This window comes from Streptomyces lonarensis, assembly GCF_012033735.1.
GTDB classification, from domain to species: Bacteria; Actinomycetota; Actinomycetes; order Streptomycetales; family Streptomycetaceae; genus Streptomyces; species Streptomyces lonarensis.
In genome coordinates this window covers 38,817-54,117 of sequence record NZ_JAAVJD010000009.1, presented here as the reverse complement: position 1 = coordinate 54,117, position 15,301 = coordinate 38,817, and the positions used below count along the sequence as shown (strand labels likewise).

Annotated in this window: 17 protein-coding genes; 5 read left to right on the top strand and 12 right to left on the bottom strand. The window is 72.9% G+C overall.

From position 1 onward, the window contains the following. The first annotated feature begins 317 nt into the window (after positions 1–317). The 5 genes from HCN56_RS02970 to HCN56_RS02950 all read left to right on the top strand — a co-directional run bounded on the left by HCN56_RS02970 (position 318) and on the right by HCN56_RS02950 (position 5,567). Entirely contained in the window at positions 318–728 is a 411-nt protein-coding gene (locus HCN56_RS02970) for a YraN family protein (protein WP_167967870.1), read from the top strand. Then, entirely contained in the window at positions 728–2,326 is a 1,599-nt protein-coding gene (locus HCN56_RS02965) for a YifB family Mg chelatase-like AAA ATPase (RefSeq protein ID WP_167967869.1), read from the top strand. Before HCN56_RS02970 ends, HCN56_RS02965 begins: the two co-directional genes overlap by 1 nt. A 239-nt stretch (positions 2,327–2,565) precedes the next feature. Next, positions 2,566–3,690, top strand: a complete 1,125-nt coding sequence (gene dprA, locus HCN56_RS02960; protein ID WP_167967868.1) for a DNA-processing protein DprA — start codon at positions 2,566–2,568, stop codon at positions 3,688–3,690. A 158-nt stretch (positions 3,691–3,848) separates the two neighbouring features. Next, a complete protein-coding gene (gene whiG, locus HCN56_RS02955; RefSeq protein WP_167967867.1) occupies positions 3,849–4,691 on the top strand; it encodes an RNA polymerase sigma factor WhiG in 843 nt (280 codons plus the stop codon). 312 nt (positions 4,692–5,003) lie between these two features. Next, entirely contained in the window at positions 5,004–5,567 is a 564-nt protein-coding gene (locus HCN56_RS02950; RefSeq protein ID WP_167967876.1) for a TetR/AcrR family transcriptional regulator, read from the top strand. A gap of 48 nt (positions 5,568–5,615) precedes the next feature. Here the strand turns inward: HCN56_RS02950 and HCN56_RS02945 are convergent, their stop codons facing one another. The 12 genes from HCN56_RS02945 to HCN56_RS02890 all read right to left on the bottom strand — a co-directional run bounded on the left by HCN56_RS02945 (position 5,616) and on the right by HCN56_RS02890 (position 15,091). Next, positions 5,616–6,938 (bottom strand): peptidoglycan DD-metalloendopeptidase family protein, encoded by a 1,323-nt coding sequence (locus HCN56_RS02945; RefSeq protein ID WP_167967866.1) that lies wholly within the window; start codon positions 6,936–6,938, stop codon positions 5,616–5,618. A 145-nt stretch (positions 6,939–7,083) separates the two neighbouring features. Further along, the gene (locus HCN56_RS02940) at positions 7,084–7,425 is read right to left on the bottom strand and encodes a DUF2469 domain-containing protein (protein ID WP_167967864.1); all 342 of its coding nucleotides are present in this window, start codon (positions 7,423–7,425) and stop codon (positions 7,084–7,086) included. A gap of 109 nt (positions 7,426–7,534) precedes the next feature. Then, positions 7,535–8,248, bottom strand: a complete 714-nt coding sequence (gene lepB, locus HCN56_RS02935; RefSeq protein ID WP_167967862.1) for a signal peptidase I — start codon at positions 8,246–8,248, stop codon at positions 7,535–7,537. 236 nt (positions 8,249–8,484) lie between these two features. After that, entirely contained in the window at positions 8,485–9,471 is a 987-nt protein-coding gene (gene lepB / locus HCN56_RS02930) for a signal peptidase I (protein ID WP_167967860.1), read from the bottom strand. A 167-nt stretch (positions 9,472–9,638) separates the two neighbouring features. Further along, complete coding sequence (gene lepB / locus HCN56_RS26070) at positions 9,639–10,280, bottom strand: signal peptidase I (protein ID WP_245245850.1); 642 nt, start codon at positions 10,278–10,280, stop codon at positions 9,639–9,641. 160 nt (positions 10,281–10,440) lie between these two features. Next, on the bottom strand, positions 10,441–11,139 hold the full coding sequence (gene lepB / locus HCN56_RS02920; protein WP_376770828.1) for a signal peptidase I: 699 nt from the start codon (positions 11,137–11,139) through the stop codon (positions 10,441–10,443). A 37-nt stretch (positions 11,140–11,176) separates the two neighbouring features. After that, on the bottom strand, positions 11,177–11,524 hold the full coding sequence (gene rplS / locus HCN56_RS02915; RefSeq protein ID WP_167967858.1) for a 50S ribosomal protein L19: 348 nt from the start codon (positions 11,522–11,524) through the stop codon (positions 11,177–11,179). 145 nt (positions 11,525–11,669) lie between these two features. Next, positions 11,670–12,536, bottom strand: a complete 867-nt coding sequence (gene trmD / locus HCN56_RS02910; RefSeq protein WP_167967856.1) for a tRNA (guanosine(37)-N1)-methyltransferase TrmD — start codon at positions 12,534–12,536, stop codon at positions 11,670–11,672. 4 nt (positions 12,537–12,540) lie between these two features. Then, positions 12,541–13,068 (bottom strand): ribosome maturation factor RimM, encoded by a 528-nt coding sequence (rimM, locus tag HCN56_RS02905; RefSeq protein WP_167967847.1) that lies wholly within the window; start codon positions 13,066–13,068, stop codon positions 12,541–12,543. Positions 13,069–13,276: 208 nt separating this feature from the next. Continuing rightward, a complete protein-coding gene (locus HCN56_RS02900) occupies positions 13,277–13,516 on the bottom strand; it encodes an RNA-binding protein (protein WP_130796141.1) in 240 nt (79 codons plus the stop codon). A gap of 2 nt (positions 13,517–13,518) precedes the next feature. Further along, positions 13,519–13,938 carry a 30S ribosomal protein S16 gene (gene rpsP, locus HCN56_RS02895; protein WP_167967846.1) on the bottom strand — a complete coding sequence of 140 codons (420 nt, stop codon included), beginning with the start codon at positions 13,936–13,938 and terminating at the stop codon, positions 13,519–13,521. A 511-nt stretch (positions 13,939–14,449) separates the two neighbouring features. Further along, a complete protein-coding gene (locus tag HCN56_RS02890) occupies positions 14,450–15,091 on the bottom strand; it encodes a hypothetical protein (protein WP_167967875.1) in 642 nt (213 codons plus the stop codon). Positions 15,092–15,301: the final 210 nt, after the last annotated feature.

Sequence of the window (15,301 nt, the reverse complement as noted above, 5' to 3'; positions counted from 1 at the left end):
CCCCCCCCCCCGGGGGCGGCGGCCGGGCCCGCCGGCCGTCGGAGACACGCGGACGCTCGGTGGCGCGCGGGGGCGCACGCCCCCTGCGGCGCTCCGCTCTGCCCGCTCCAGGTGGGGCACGGGAGCGCGCGTCGCATCTCGCTGCCGGTGCCACCGCCGCGGGGCCCCGGCGGCCCTGCGGGCCACCGGGCCGCGTCAACGAAACCGCGCCCGCCACTCTTGGGGGTGGCCGAGTTGTCCACAGCGGCCCGGTTGTCCACAGCCCGCCGCGAGCGGGCCGTTCCGTGGTCCACCGTGTGCCGCGGAGGTGAGGCTCGATGAACCGACGACGGGCAGTGGGACGGTACGGGGAACAGGTCGCGGCACGCCTGTTGGGCGAGAGCGGCATGACGGTGATCGATCGCAACTGGCGGTGCCGGGCGGGAGAGATCGACATCGTGGCACGCGAGTCAGGGACAGGGCCGCGGGCCGAGGCGCCCTCGTCATCGGTGACGGTGGTCGTGTGCGAGGTCAAGACCAGGACCGCCGGAGGCCCGCAGCACCCGATGGCGGGCCTGGGCCCGCGGCAGCTGGTCCGGCTGCGGCTGCTGGCGGAGGAGTGGCTGGCGGCGAGATGGCTGCCCCGGTACGGCGCGCCGCCCGGCGGCGGCGTGCGCATCGACCTCGTCGGCGTGCTGCTGCCACGCCGCGGTTCGGCCGTGGTGGAACACGCGCGAGGGGTGGGCTGATGACCTTCGCTCGCACCTGCTCCGTGGCCGTCACCGGGGTCGAGGGGGTCGTGGTCGAGGTCCAGGCGGACCTCGAACCGGGCGTCGCCGCCTTCACGCTGGTGGGGCTGGTCGACAAGTCGCTCAGCGAGGCGCGCGACCGCGTGCGGTCCGCCGTGGTCAATTCGGGGGTGCCCTGGCCGCAGAAGAAGCTCACCGTAGCGCTCAGCCCTGCCGCGCTGCCCAAGGCCGGGTCGGGTTTCGACCTCGCCGTGGCCTGCGCGGTGCTGGCCGCCGCCGAGCAGGTCGAACCCACCACGGTGGCGGAGCTGGTCCTCGTCGGCGAGCTCGGGCTGGACGGCCGGGTCCGGCCGGTCCACGGGGTGCTGCCCGCGGTGCTCGCCGCGGTGGAGGCGGGGTGCCGGCGTGTGGTGGTGGCCGAGGCCAATGCCACCGAGGCGTCGCTCGTCCCCGGGGTCTCGGTCCTCGGGGTACGCAGCCTCCGCCAGCTGGTGGCTGTGCTGACGGGAGCCGAGGTGCCCGAGGAACCCGCGTGCGAGGGTCCGGACGTCTCGTCGGTGCTGCCGCCGGGCGCAGCCGCAGGGCTCTGTACGACCGGCGCGGGCTCCGAGCACCGGCCCGACCTCTCCGAGGTCGCCGGGCAGCGCACCGCGAGACGCGCGCTGGAAATCGCCGCGGCCGGGCGGCACCACCTCTTCCTGAAGGGGACCCCGGGCGCGGGCAAAACCATGCTCGCCGAACGGCTCCCGGGGCTGCTTCCCCCACTGACACGGCAGGAGGCGCTGGAGGTGACGGCGGTGCACTCGGTGAGCGGCACCCTCCCGGAGGGCCGCCCCCTGCTGGACCGGCCGCCCTACTGCGCGCCGCACCACTCCGCCTCCATGGCGGCGCTGGTCGGCGGTGGCTCCGGCCTGCCCCGACCGGGGGCGGTTTCGCTCGCCCATCACGGAGTCCTCTTCCTCGACGAGGCGGCAGAGATGAGTGGACGCGTTCTGGACGCGATGCGTCAGCCCCTGGAGTCGGGTCAGGTCGTCATCGCCAGGTCGGCCGGGGTCGTGCGGCTTCCCGCGCGGCTGCTGCTCGTCATGGCGGCGAACCCGTGCCCCTGTGGGAGGCACGGCACCGCCGCCGGCGGGTGCGAGTGCACACCCCACACCGTGCGGCGCTACCGGGCACGGCTGTCCGGCCCGCTGATGGACCGCGTCGACCTGCGTGTACCGGTGGAGCCGGTGGGTCGCGCCGAGTTGCTGTCGGCCGGCCCGGGAGAGGGCACGGCGACCGTGGCCGCGCGGGTCGTGGCGGCGCGTGAGCGCGCCGCAGCGCGCTACGCCGGCCGCCCCTGGCAGGTCAACGGTGCCGTTCCGGGTCATGAGTTGCGGTCCCACTGGCCACCGGCGCCCGGGGCGCTGGTCCGGGCCGAGCAGGACATGGACCGAGGTCTGCTGACAGCCCGGGGTCTGGACCGCGTCCTGCGGGTGGCGTGGACCGTCGCGGACCTGGCCGGCCACGACCGGCCGACCGCCTCCGACATGGACGCCGCGCTGTCCCTGCGGTCGGGAGTGGTGCGGGGCGCGGGACTCGTCGGGAGCCTGCCGTGAGGCGGGCCACAGCGGGCGACGGAGGCCTGCCCGGACGCAGCCTTGCTCACGAACGCCCGTCGCCCGACGAGGCGTGCCGTCGATCGGCCGCCACGGCCGGGGCGTCCGGAGCGAAGGGTCCCGGTCGTGACGGGGACGGCGGGGAGCCGGGCGAGTGTCACGGGAGGCAGGAGGGCCCGGCCCCCTCACCGAGCGGGGATCCGCGTGCGGGCGGGGTGCCGGCGTGCGAGCAGGAGCGGATGGCCCGCGTGGCGCTGTCCGCCGTCACCGAGCCCGGCGACACCGCGGTCGGGGCTTGGGTGGCCGAGCGCGGCCCGGCAGAGGTCTGGCGCGCGTTGCGCGAGGGCACCCCGGGACATCCGCTGCCGCTCCGCCGGTGGGAAGGGTTCCGGCATCGCGTCACCCGCACGAACCCTGACGCCTCGCTCGCCCGGGCCGCAGCGTGCGGCGCACGGTTCATCTGCCCGGGCGACGGCGAGTGGCCCACTCAGCTGGCCGACCTGGGCACTGCCGCCCCGATCGGCTTGTGGGTCCGGGGCACCGCTTCGCTGCGCCTGCTCGCACTGCGCTCGGTGGCCGTGGTGGGTGCCCGCGCCTGCACCGATTACGGATCGTGGGTGGCCACCGACCTCGCCAGATGTCTTGCCACCCGGGGCTGGACCGTCGCGTCGGGCGCGGCGTACGGCATCGACGGCGCCGCCCACCAAGGGGCGCTGCGTGGCGAAGGCCGGACCGTTGCCGTCCTGGCGTCGGGGGTGGACACCGGTTACCCGGCGGGCCACGCCGGCCTGTTGGAGCGGATCCGGTCGCAGGGGCTGGTGGTGAGTGAACTGCCTCCCGGCGGTCATCCGACCCGCCACCGGTTCCTGCAGCGGAACAGGCTCCTGGCCGCGCTGACCCGCGGCACGGTCGTGGTGGAGGCGGCCCCACGCAGCGGGGCGCTGGCAACAGCACGGCGCGCTTCGGCGCTGGGCAGGCACGTGATGGGCGTCCCGGGTTCGGTGCTGTCGGCGCAGTCCGACGGGGTCCACCAACTGTTGCGCGGCGGGGCCCACCTGGTGTCGCGCGCCGAGGAGGTGATCGAACTGGTGGGGGCGATGGGCGAGCTGGCGGATGTCGCCGGGCGTTCCGATCCGCGTGATCTCCTGGCCGAACCGGCGGGGCGCGTCCTGGGGGCGGTGCCGCCCCGCGGTTCGGCGCCGGTCGCGCAGATCGCCGCCGACGCCTGCTGCGGCGTCGCCGCGACGCATGCGGCCCTATTGGAGCTGTGCGCCTTCGGCTACGTCGAACGGGACGGTGAGTCATGGGCGCTGCGACGGGGCGTGCGGTCCGACGCGCCGTCGATGCGCCCCGGGCGCGAGTGATGGCGTCACACCACGGTGCGGTGGGCGGAACGTATCTGCGCATGGGCGTCCCGGGGCTATATGCGCAGCGCGGCGCTGATGTCACGCTACGCTCACCGAGGTTCCGCTCGAACCGGCACCATTCGCACAGACCACCGTAGAACGGTTGCAGACGACGCATGCCACAGCGCACCCCCGGACCCCCCGCGCCGGTTCCGGAAGCTCCGGACGCGGCCGCGCCGGAGAGGACCGTGCCCCACCGTCCGCCCACGACGCTCGAGGAGCTGTGGCACCGCTACAAGGCGACCGGAGGCGAACGGCTCAGGGAGCAGCTGATCCTTCACTACTCGCCGTTGGTCAAGTACGTCGCCGGCAGGGTGAGCGTGGGGCTGCCGCCCAACGTCGAGCAGGCCGACTTCGTGTCCTCGGGGATCTTCGGACTGATCGACGCGATCGAGAAGTTCGACCCCGGCCGCTCGATCAAGTTCGAGACCTACGCGATCACCCGGATCCGCGGGGCGATGATCGACGAGCTGCGGGCACTGGACTGGATTCCTCGCTCGGTGCGCCAGAAGGCTCGGGCGTTCGAACGTGCCCATGCGGCGCTGGAGGCCGAGCTGCACCGGACCCCCTCGGAGGGGGAGGTGGCGCAGGAGATGGGTATTCCGGTCGAGGAGCTTCACGCGCTGTTCGGGCAGCTGTCCCTCGCCAACACTGTGGCGCTGGAAGAGATGCTGCACGTGGGCGGCGAGGGCGACCTCAGCTTGATGGACACCTTGGAGGACCGGTCGGCCGACGATCCGGTCGAGGTCGCCGAGGACCGTGAACTCCGCCGGCTGCTGGCACGGGCGATCAACACACTCCCCCAACGGGAGAAGACCGTCGTCACCCTCTACTACTACGAAGGGCTGACGCTCGCCGAGATCGGCCAGGTCCTGGGGGTCACCGAGAGCCGCGTCAGCCAGATCCACAGCAAGTCGGTGCTTCAGTTGCGCGCCAAGCTCAGCGACGTCCGGCGCTGACCCGCGCGACGGCCCAGCGGACACGTCTGCCGGCCGAGCCAGGGGCCCGTCACGGCCGGACTCCACGCGGCGTACGCCGGATGGCACTCCGGTCCCGGCACCTTCGGCCGGCCTGCGCCCAGCCCCGGGCGCCGCCGCGCCGAGCACACTCGCCCGTGCCGAACGCGCGATCGGCCCCGTACGGCGCCGCTCCCCGGGGCTCGCGCGCCCGGCGCCCTCCCCCGTGCCCACCGGCCGAAGTGGTCCCGGACGGTGCTGTGCCGTGCCCGATGGCTCTAGGCTGGGCCCGTGCCGAGGATCACTGCGGCCTCTGTGGCCGAGCATCGTCGCCAGCAGCGCGAGGCACTGCTGGCTGCTGCCCGCGACCTCCTGTCCTCGGGCGGGACCAAAGCGCTGACGTTCCCCGCGCTCGCGGAGCGCACCGGGCTGGCCCGGTCGTCGGTGTACGAGTACTTCCGTTCACGGGGCGCGGTGGTCGAGGCGCTGTGCGCCGCAGATTTCCCGCGCTGGGCGGCGGAGGTGGAGGAGGCGGTGCGGGCGGCCACCACCCCCCGGGCGCAGCTGGAGGCGTACGTCCGGGCACAACTCGCACTCGCGGGGGACGCGCGCCACCAGGCGGTGGTGGCGATAGCGGCGGCCGAACTGGACACCGGGGCTCGCGAGCAGATCCGTGCCGCCCACGGTTCCCTCGTCGACCTGGTGGTGACAGTCCTGGCAGAGCTGGGTCACCCCGACCCGAGACTCTCCGCCGTGTTGCTGCAGGGGGTGGTCGACGCAGCCGTGCGGCGCGCAGCGCTCGGCGTGGAGGAACGGGCTCTCGTCGCGGAGAACGCCGTCTCACTCGCGCTGCGGGGCGCCGCGGGGTCGCTGCCCTGATCTCACCCCGTTCCGCGCCGGGGAGGACGCCGGCTGCCGGAGGGTGATTCACCTCTCCTGACCTGCCCTCACCGGCGGAGGGCGGCGCCCCACCCTGCCTCGACCGGCGGTCACGCGCGGGTCGCGCCGCACCGCCCCGCCGCTCCACACGTCCTCGGCGGGGCCCGGGCCGGGTTTCGAGTCGGCACCACGGTCGGTCGCGGCGGCGCCTCGATCCGTGCGACGGTGGAGAGCCCGCGTTCGGGGGTTCGCTCGTCTTCCCGCCCGCGGCGACGCCCCGGGGGGTCGTTTCGTTCGCCGGCTCATGGGCGGTGCCGTCCACCGCGACGGTCCTGGGCCGCTCCCCGGCCGGGTACCTCTCTGCGTCGCGGCAGCAGCGGTGCGGCGCGCCGGGGCCGCGCGGCGCGCGGGTCCGGAACTCCGCACAGCAGCGGGGGCCGCGTCGGGTACCGGCTGGGGGAGCGCTTCGACACCGGAGGGCGAGGGAAGCGGCACGTCGAGTACCGGAAGCAGGCGTGAGGGCCCACGGCGGAGCAGCGACAGCGGGTCCAGGTAGGTGCTGCCGTCCAGGAGACCCCAGTGGACGCATCCTTCGGCACAGTGGAACGGGCCCTCGGCCACCACACCGACGATGTCGCCTCGCCGGACAGTGGCGCCGACGGCGACCGTCGCGACGACGGGTTCGTGTGTCAGCCGCAAGGTGGTCCCGGCCACCGCGATGACCAGCACGGGGCGGCCGGCGACCGGCCCCGCGAAGGAGATCCGGCCGTGCACCGCCGCGCGGACGGCGTGCCCCGGTCGCGCGGCGAGATCCACCCCTCGGTGGCCCGGCGCCCACGGTGCGGCCGGAGGCTCCCACAGCCGGAGCAGTGCGGGCGGCGGGGACAGCGGCCAGTCGCCGCCCGCCCCGGGGGTCCACGGACGTGCGGCGGCAGCGGCGGAGGCGTCGTCGGAGCCCGAGCCCGGTGGGGTGGGTGGGACGGCACCGCCGGGCCCCGTTGCGGGCGGTTCCTCCGACGGCGGCACCGGAGAAGGAAGCGGGGAGGTAAGCACAGCGTCGCTGCCCGGTACGGGCCCCGGGCCCGCGCCGGCCGGAGGGGACTCGCTCAGCTCGTCGGTCCCGCCGACCCTGCGCCGGGTGGGCGGCGGCTCCGGGACGGGGGCCACAGTCGGCGGGTGGTCACGTAGGCGGTCGGCACGCGGGCCGCCCTTCGCGGAAGAGGGCGCAGCCGCATCGGAGCCGCTCGTCCCACCCTCGGCTCGGGCGGTGGCCTCACCGAGCGGGAGACCGACGGCGCACGCCAGCGCGGCAGCGGCAAGGGCAATCGCGGGGAGCAGCCATCGGCTGCACGGGTTTCGTGGTGCGAACATGTCCGGACAATGACAGCGGGCCCACGCCCCGTGTTGATCTTGGTGGAAAACCAGCTGCCTGTGGAAAACTCCGTCACCCCTGCGGGTGACGGGCGCCAGCAGGGATGACCTGCCTCCCCCACGGCGCCGGTGGCAGCGAGCGGGCTCAGCCGCTCGGCTCCCCGGACGAGCCGAAGCCGGAGTCCTGGGTGAGATCGAGCTCGCTCCGGTTGAGCTCCTCAATGTTCACGTCCTTGAACGTCAACACGCGGACCTGCTTGACGAAGCGAGCCGGCCGGTACATGTCCCACACCCAGGCGTCCGCCATCGAGACCTCGAAGAACACCTCACCCTGCACCGAGTGGACCTGCATCTCATAGTCATTGGTGAGATAGAAGCGCCGGTCCGTCTCGATCACGTAGGTGAAGAGTCCGACCACATCCCGATACTCCCGGTAGAGCTTCAGCTCCATCTCGGTCTCGTACTTCTCGAGATCCTCGGCGCTCATCGCGTGATCCCTTCAGCCGTTCCGTCCACACATTGTGCTTGACGGCGGAGGAGGTGCGCACGATGTCACACACGGTCACCCAGCGTCACCCCTACCGCCAGAGTGAACGTTACGCCTTCCGGCGGGCGACACGCGCGGTGATCGCGCCGGTCGTCGAGCCCACGAGGATCAGAACGGCTCCCACGACGGTCGACGTGACCAGCAGGCGGAGCGGCCCCGGCTCGGAGACCCCACCGGGCAGCTCGCCGAAAACAGCCGGCCGGGAGACCAGGCCCGCCCTCCCGGGCGGCCACGCCACCGCCTCCACTCGTGCCACCACGGCGTCCTGGCTCACGGTCCCGGTCCCGCCGTCGGCCAGCAGCGAACGCGAGTCCACCGAGTCGAGCCGCTCGTCCCCGAGCAGGAAGAGCTCGCCCTCGGGCACCCGGGCGTCGAAATCGTGCCGGGAGGCAGGGCCGCCCTCCGCACGGTACGGCTCCGGCACCGACACGTCGTTGATCTGCAGCAGGCCCCGCTCGTCGCAGCACGTGACGTGGTCACCGCCCACGCCGACGACGCGCTTCACCATCGGAAGCTCGCTCCATGCGGAGTCACGGAAGACCACGATGTCCCCGCGCCGCACCTCGTGGCCGTCGATCCGCTGCGCCACCACCCGGTCGTCGGCCGAGACGGTCGGCGCCATGGAGTCGGTGGGGACGAGGTAGGGCTGGTACAGGAAGGCTGCCATGACGAACCCGCCCAGGAAGAGCACGCAGCCCACAGCGACGATGAGGTTGGCGAACAGGCGCCCGAGGCGCCCTCGTCCGCGACGTGCTGCGCTCATGACGTCCTCCGTCTTCCCGACCTTCGAACCGTGACCCTACCCAGCGGTGACGGTACGGCGCTCCCGGCGCCTCCCACCGCCCCGGTGACGGCTCCCGGTGCCCGGCCCGGTTGGTCGGCACGTCGCGCCCTCTCCGGCGATGGCCCCGCGGGGAGAGGCCTCGCACGGGGCGCCGCTCGTGAGGAACGGGGCGTCGACGGCCCCGCCACCGCGGCGGGCCGTCGACGAGTCGTCGGTCAGCGCTGCGGCCGATTGACCAGGTGGCGCCGGAGCAGCACCAGGGGAACGGCACCCGCCACCCCGAGGGCACCCGGGACCGCCACCGCCATCGCGTTGTCCAGCGAAGAGTAGCCCTCCGGTACCGACAGCACGGACCAGCGGTTGATCGGCCAGGCCACGACGATCGCACGGCCCACGACGCTGTCCTCGGAGACCGTCCCGCCCCCGGGGCCGTTCATGTGGAAACGCGAGTCCTGGGAATCCTGACGGTGGTCGCCCATGACCCACAGCCGGCCCTCCGGGATGTCGATCGGCCCGAACGGCCGGTCGTCGCACGCCGAGTTGCCGGGGAAGATGAAGTCCATCTCCTGCACCGCCACACCGTTGACGGTGACGGGGCCGCCTTCCTGGCACTCCACCGTGTCGCCGCCGACCGCGATCACTCGCTTGATGAGGTTCTGGTCCTCGGCGGAGGGCATGAGGCCGATCTGGCTCAACCCCTCCTGCACCGTGGGCCAGAAGCCGCCCTCGTCGACCGGGGGCGGCAGCCAGCCGCCCGGGTCGCGGAAGACGATGACCTCTCCCCGGTCGGGCGTGGCGCCGAACCAGGGGGTCAGCTTGTCGACGAGCACCCGGTCGCCTCGCTGCAGCGTGTTCTGCATCGAGTCCGACGGGATGGAGAACGCCTGCAGTAGGAACGTCTTGATCAGCAGCGCGAGTACCAGCGCGACGCCGATGAGGATCGGCAGTTCCTTCCAGAACGAACGGTTCTTCGTCCGCCCGCGTCCCTCGCGGCCGCCGTCCTCGCCCTCGCCGGGTTCCGCCGGTCCAGGTGTCCGACCGTCCATGTCACCGCTCTCGTCGCCGGCCCCGCGCGGGGTCGCACCGTCGGGGTCCGGGCCACGTCCCCCGTGGTCGGCGCCCGCCTCGTCCGCCTCGGGGCTACCCGACGACGGACGGCGATCCGGCCCGTCGGGACCCCCGGACCGTGCTCCGACTGCCACATCCCCCACATCGACTCCTCAACGCTCGGCGACCTGCCCGAGGGACGGAACAGGCTCACAGGTTCACTCCCATAACGAGCGGGAGTTCCGCAGGGGTCGGGAGTTCCGGCTTTTCTTTCGGCCTCGGGTGTACGGCGCCCCGCGCGGTGGCACCGTGCGGCGACCGCCTACGGCTCGGGCACCGTGTCGAACACCCCCGAGCCGCCGAGACGACCCCAGTGAGCATACGGCCAGGCGATGACGCCTGCCCTCCCGACCACCAGATCCACCGGCACCGATCCGCCGGCCGGACCGTCGAGGTGGAAGCGTGAATCAGCCGAGTTCGACCGGTGGTCACCCATGACGAAGACGTGGTCCTGAGGCACCGTCACGTCGAAGGGGATGGTCGACGGCTCGTTCCCGGCGTGCACGTAGGGCTCCTCCACGGGCACGCCGTTCACGGTGACGCTGCCCGCCTCGTCGCAGCAGACGACCGAGTCCCCGCCGATCCCGACCACGCGCTTGATGAGGTCCTCGTCCTCCTTCGGCAGCAACCCGATCCAGCTGAGGGCGGTCTTGAGCTCGCCCACCACCGGCGGGTCGGCGGCACGCGGCGGGCCGCTCTCGGTCTCCAACCACCCGCCGGGGTCCTTGAACACCACCACGTCGCCCCGGTCCGGCTCCCACCCGAACCACGGCGTGAACTTGTTGACCAGGACACGGTCATCGACCTGGATGGTCGGCTCCATGGAACCGGAGGGGATGACGAAGGCCTGCACGAGGAAGGTCTTGATCAGCAGGGCTATCCCGAGGGCTATGCCCACCAGCATGGGTATCTCGCGCGTGGCGCGCAGCCTCCGCCGTCGCCGGATGCGGCGGGCGACACGCCTGCGGGCGGCCCGCCCGCCGCCGAGCCGGTTGGGCGGCAGCACGCCGGTGCCCGGTTCCGACGGGACGCGTGCCGGCGGTGTGCCGCGCGGGCGGCCCCGGCTACCCATCGGCCTGCCGCAACCCCCCGGTGCGCGACGGCGGCCACACGACCGCCTCCGCCCGGCCGATCACCCTCTCCTCCGGCACCATCCCGCCACCGGGCGAGCCGAGGTGGTCCCGGGAATCGCTGGAATCGGACCTGTGGTCACCCAGCACCCACAGTCTGCCGGAGGGGACCTCGACGTCGAACCCGACGCCCGAGGGCTCGTCCCCCGGGTGGAGGTACGGCTCGTGGACCGGCTCGCCGTTCACCGTGAGCCGCCCGGCGTCGTCGCAGCAGACGACTCGATCCCCGCCGATCCCGATCACCCGCTTGATGTAGTCGGTGTCCCCGGACGAGGCCAGGCCCAGGTACGCACCGACCGAGCGGGCGGCACGGACGACCGGACCGGGCTCGGACGTACCGTGCACGAACGAACCCGTTCCGTCGAACACCACGATATCGCCCCGCTCAATGTCGCCAAAGCGATAAGCGAGCTTGTTGACCACGACCCGGTCCCCCACGTGGAGGGTGTTCTCCATGGATCCGCTGGGGATCAGGAACGCCTGCATCACGAACGCGCTGGTGAGCGCGAAGCCCAGCACGAGTGCGAGCAGGCAGGACCCCCAGAGACGCCAGGAGCGCGACCGCCTCTCGTCGGCCTCCACTGGGGAGGGAGAGGGGTCGCGCTCCTGGGGCGCTGCGTCGGAGTCGGTCACGTCGAGATCGTAACCGCACCGCTCAGGCGAACGGCGCTCAGTTGTCGCGCTTCTCCTTGATCTTGGCGGCCTTGCCGCGCAGCTCACGGAGGTAGTACAGCTTGGCGCGGCGCACATCACCGCGGGTCACGAGCTCGATCTTCTCGACCACCGGGGTGTGGACCGGGAAGGTCCGCTCCACGCCGACGCCGAAGCTGACCTTGCGGACCGTGAAGGTCTCGCGGACGCCGGAGCCCTGGCGGCGGATGACAACGCCCTTGAACTGCTGCACACGGGAGCGGCTGCCCTCGATGACCCGCACGTGGACGTTGACGGTGTCACCCGGACGGAACGGCGGGATGTCGCTGCGCAGCGATGCGGAGTCGACGCTGTCCAGAAGGTTCATGCTCTGCTGCTCTCTTCGCCGGTGCCACAGGTCAGCGGCGGGAAGTCGTGACGGACGATGCGGGGCGCCCTGTGGGTGCCCCTGGCCGTCGCCGCGGTGTCGTTCCCCCTGTGGCAGGGTCACACGCCGGCGGGCGGCCAACGGCTCATTCTTCCACGTCGTCTTCGGTTGACCCAAATCGCCCGTCGGCCCGCGGCACCCAGCCCAGCTCCGCGAGCGTGGCGCGGTCGGCGCGGTCCGTCGTCTCCACGTCCACCACGCGGAGCAGCTCGGGGCGGTTGCGGGCGGTGCGACGCAGCGCCTCGTCCCTGCGCCACCGGGAGATTCTGCCGTGGTGACCGCTGAGCAGTACCTCCGGGACCTCGTGACCACGCCACTCGAGCGGCTTGGTGTACACCGGCCCCTCCAGCAGGGACGCCATGGCTCCGTCAGCGAAGGAGTCGTCCCGGTGGGACTCGGCGTTGCCGAGCACCCCGGGCAGCAGCCGCGCGACCGCCTCCACCATGACCAGGACCGGCGCCTCTCCGCCGGCCAGCACGTAGTCGCCCACGGAGAGCTCCCGCACCTCCATGCGCCGGGCGTAGGCATCGATGACCCGGCGGTCGATACCCTCGTAGCGGGCGGGAGTGAACACCAGCCACTCCTCCTCGGCCAGCTCTGCCGCGATGCGCTGGGTGAACGGCGTCCCGCTGGGGGTGGGCACCACGAGCACGGGGCGGGGTGCGCCGACCGGCGCCGGCGTTCCGGCCGCCTCAGGGCCGGGCGCCGGCTCCTCCGCTCCGAACCCGCCGGTGACCTCGTCCAACGCCTCGCCCCAGGGCTCGGGCTTCATCACCATGCCCGGGCCGCCGCCGTACGGGGTGTCGTCCACGGTGCGGTGGCGGTCGTGCGTCCACTCCCGAAGGTCGTGCACCCTCACGTCGAGCAAGCCTCGGCGGCGGGCCTTGCCCACGAGGGACACGTCCAGCGGTGTCAGGTACTCGGGAAAGATCGTGATGACGTCGACCCGCATGAGGTCACGCCTCCTCGGCCGCGTCGGCGTCCAGAAGCCCGGGGGGCGGTGTGATCACGGCCCGCTGCCCCTCGAGGTCGACCTCCGGGACGAACTCGCTGACGAACGGGATCATGACCTCGCTGCCGTCAGGGCGTTCGACCACCAGCAGGTCCTGCGAGGGGAGGTGCGCGACCTCCGTCACCCGGCCCACCGCCACCCCGTCCGCGGTGACCACGTCCAGGTCGACGAGCTGGTGGTCGTAGAACTCCTCCGGATCGTCCGGCCGCTCCTCGGGGTCGATCTCCGCGATGAGGAGCGTGTTCCTCAGTTCCTCCGCCGCGGTCCGATCGTTCACGCCTTCGAAGTGGAGCAACAGCCGCCCGCTGTGCACGCGGCCCGTCTCGATCGTGAGCGGGCCCCGCTCCGGAGGGTCGGTCATCAGCACCGCACCGGGGCCCAGACGCAGTTCGGGTTCGTCGGTGCGGACCTCCACGGTCAGGTCGCCCTTGATCCCGTGGGCCCGTCCGATACGGGCGACGACTAGCTGCACTGCGGTGGTTCCTTTCTTGACGCACGTGGCGCGCCCCGTGCGGGGCGACAGGCGGCCACGCCGCCACCGCCCCGGCCCCCGGCCGCGGCGGTCACCGGCACGACCGCGGGACCGATCGGAACGCGGCACGGGCCGGGGACGGCGGTGCGCCGTCCCCGGCCCGTGCCGCGTTCCGATCGGTCCCGCGGTCGTGCCGGTACGCGAGATGTCAGCGGACCTCGTCCACATCGACCAGGTCGACGCGGATGCCGCGACCGCCGAGCGCGCCCACGACCGTCCGCAGCGAACGGGCGGTGCGACCGTTGCGGCCGATCACCTTGCCGAGGTCATCCGGGTGAACCCGGACCTCCAGCACCTGTCCACGACGCTGGTTGCGTGAGGCGACCTGGACCTCGTCGGGGTGTTCGACGATGCCCTTCACCAGGTGCTCGAGGGCCTCCTCGAGCATCCTCAGGCCTCAGCCGGCTCGGCTGCGGCCTCGTCGGCCTTCTTGTCCGACTTCTTCGCCTTCTGGGTGATGGCCTCACCCTTGGGCTCGTCCGAACCGGCGGCCTCGAACGCGTAGCCCTGCTCGGACTTCGGCTCGGCGACCTTCATCGGCTCCGGCGCGGGCAGGCCCTTGAACTTCTGCCAGTCGCCGGTGACCTTCAGGATGGCCAGGACGGGCTCGGTCGGCTGCGCGCCGACTCCCAGCCAGTACTGGGCGCGCTCGCTGTCGACCTCGATGCGGGAGGGGTTCTGCACCGGGTGGTACAGACCGATCTCCTCGATCGCACGGCCGTCACGGCGGGTGCGGGAGTCGGCGACGATGATGCGGTAGTGAGGCGACCGGATCTTGCCCAGGCGCTTCAGCTTGATCTTGACTGCCACAGCTGTGGTGTCTCCTGTGTGATTGAGGTGGGTGCGCCGTCGGTCCGCGTGGGGTTGCGGGCGAGGCCCACCCGAGGACGCGCCGGAGGGAGGCGAGAGGGTTCCTACTCGACCGGCGAGTTCAGCTGGCCATTCTGCCACACCCTTCGGGCGCCTCGTGCGGGCGGACGACCCGCACGCGAGGGGCCCCACCGGGTTGTTCCACCCCGGCCCGGGTCCGGGCGGATCGACGCGGGGCGGCGGCGGGCGACCCGGCCGGCCCGGGCGGACGGAGCGGGGCCGGCCGACCTCGGGTGGCAGGCGAGAAGGAACGCCGGGACAGGGCCGCGATCGTCCACGAACGTAGCCCTGGGATCGCGGAAGGATCGGAGTCCTGCGGCAAGCGAGCGTGCTGCTCTCCGGGGCCTGCCGGCGGGCTGGAGCACCGGCAGGCGGGGCCGTGAGGCCGTCGGCCCGCGCGGCGTGGGGGCGCGGAGCGGGATGGGCGGAGACGAACGGGCGGCAGCGGCTCTCAGGCTGCGGTGGCGACCGCTTCGGCGATACGGAAGGGCTTGCCGCAGGCACCGCAGACGATCGGGGCCTGGGCGAGCACCGAGGGCACGACGCGAACGTTGCGCCCGCAGTCGCAGACGGCCTTGACTCTCACGCCACCGCCGGAAGAACCGTGGCGGGCGGCCGGCCCCCGGAAACTGCGGGTCGTCTCACCTGAGGTCGCGGCCGAGTGAGCGGTGAGGGCGCGCTGCAGCCGCTCCGCGGTGGTGCGGTAGCGGCGTCGGGTCTCCGATGTCATGGCGACGACGGAGAAACCGCTGCTCGGATGTGGTTCATGGGCATGGGTCAGGCCGAGTTCCTCGGCGACGGACAGGAAACGTCGGTTGTGGTAGCGGCCGGCGCGCGAGGTGTCCCGTACGCCGCGCGCAGCGGCGATTCCGTGCACGGCCTCGTGCAGAAGGCGTTCGAAGGAGAGCTCCGATCCGCAGGCGGACGATGACTCCCCGATCAGGGATTCGGGCGCAGCCAGGTTGGGGAGCTCGGGGTGGTACCGCTGAATATCGGCCCACGCGAGCGCCAACTCGGCGGCGAGAACTGGTGGTGTCGTGCTCACGTCGGGACTAACGAGCAAGTCCACCAAGGTGTTCCGATTCCCGGCCAACTCTCCGAATCCGCGCGTACTCGGCGGCGGGCCGGGCGTCGGAGCGCGGGCCGTGTCGGTGACCGGCTGATGCGCCACCCCGCAGACCAGACGGTCGAGCGGCGCCAGGACACAGCACGGGGCCCGGCTGCTCGCCCGCGCGCGGCGCCGCCGGGACCGCCCCGGCCCGCCCCGTGCGGCCCGCTGCTGCGCGGCGGCTCACTCGTTCGG

Bases quoted from the DNA above. Each gene is read 5' to 3' on its own strand.
- whiG (WP_167967867.1), top strand. From the start codon at position 3,849: ATGCCACAGCGCACCCCCGGACCCCCCGCGCCGGTTCCGGAAGCTCCG.
- lepB (WP_167967862.1), bottom strand. From the start codon at position 8,248: ATGAGCGCAGCACGTCGCGGACGAGGGCGCCTCGGGCGCCTGTTCGCC.
- rplS (WP_167967858.1), bottom strand. From the start codon at position 11,524: ATGAACCTTCTGGACAGCGTCGACTCCGCATCGCTGCGCAGCGACATC.
- dprA (WP_167967868.1), top strand. From the start codon at position 2,566: ATGGCCCGCGTGGCGCTGTCCGCCGTCACCGAGCCCGGCGACACCGCG.
- HCN56_RS02965 (WP_167967869.1), top strand. From the start codon at position 728: ATGACCTTCGCTCGCACCTGCTCCGTGGCCGTCACCGGGGTCGAGGGG.
- HCN56_RS02970 (WP_167967870.1), top strand. From the start codon at position 318: ATGAACCGACGACGGGCAGTGGGACGGTACGGGGAACAGGTCGCGGCA.
- HCN56_RS02945 (WP_167967866.1), bottom strand. From the start codon at position 6,938: ATGTTCGCACCACGAAACCCGTGCAGCCGATGGCTGCTCCCCGCGATT.
- HCN56_RS02900 (WP_130796141.1), bottom strand. From the start codon at position 13,516: ATGCTCGAGGAGGCCCTCGAGCACCTGGTGAAGGGCATCGTCGAACAC.
- trmD (WP_167967856.1), bottom strand. From the start codon at position 12,536: ATGCGGGTCGACGTCATCACGATCTTTCCCGAGTACCTGACACCGCTG.
- HCN56_RS02940 (WP_167967864.1), bottom strand. From the start codon at position 7,425: ATGAGCGCCGAGGATCTCGAGAAGTACGAGACCGAGATGGAGCTGAAG.
- lepB (WP_245245850.1), bottom strand. From the start codon at position 10,280: ATGCTGGTGGGCATAGCCCTCGGGATAGCCCTGCTGATCAAGACCTTC.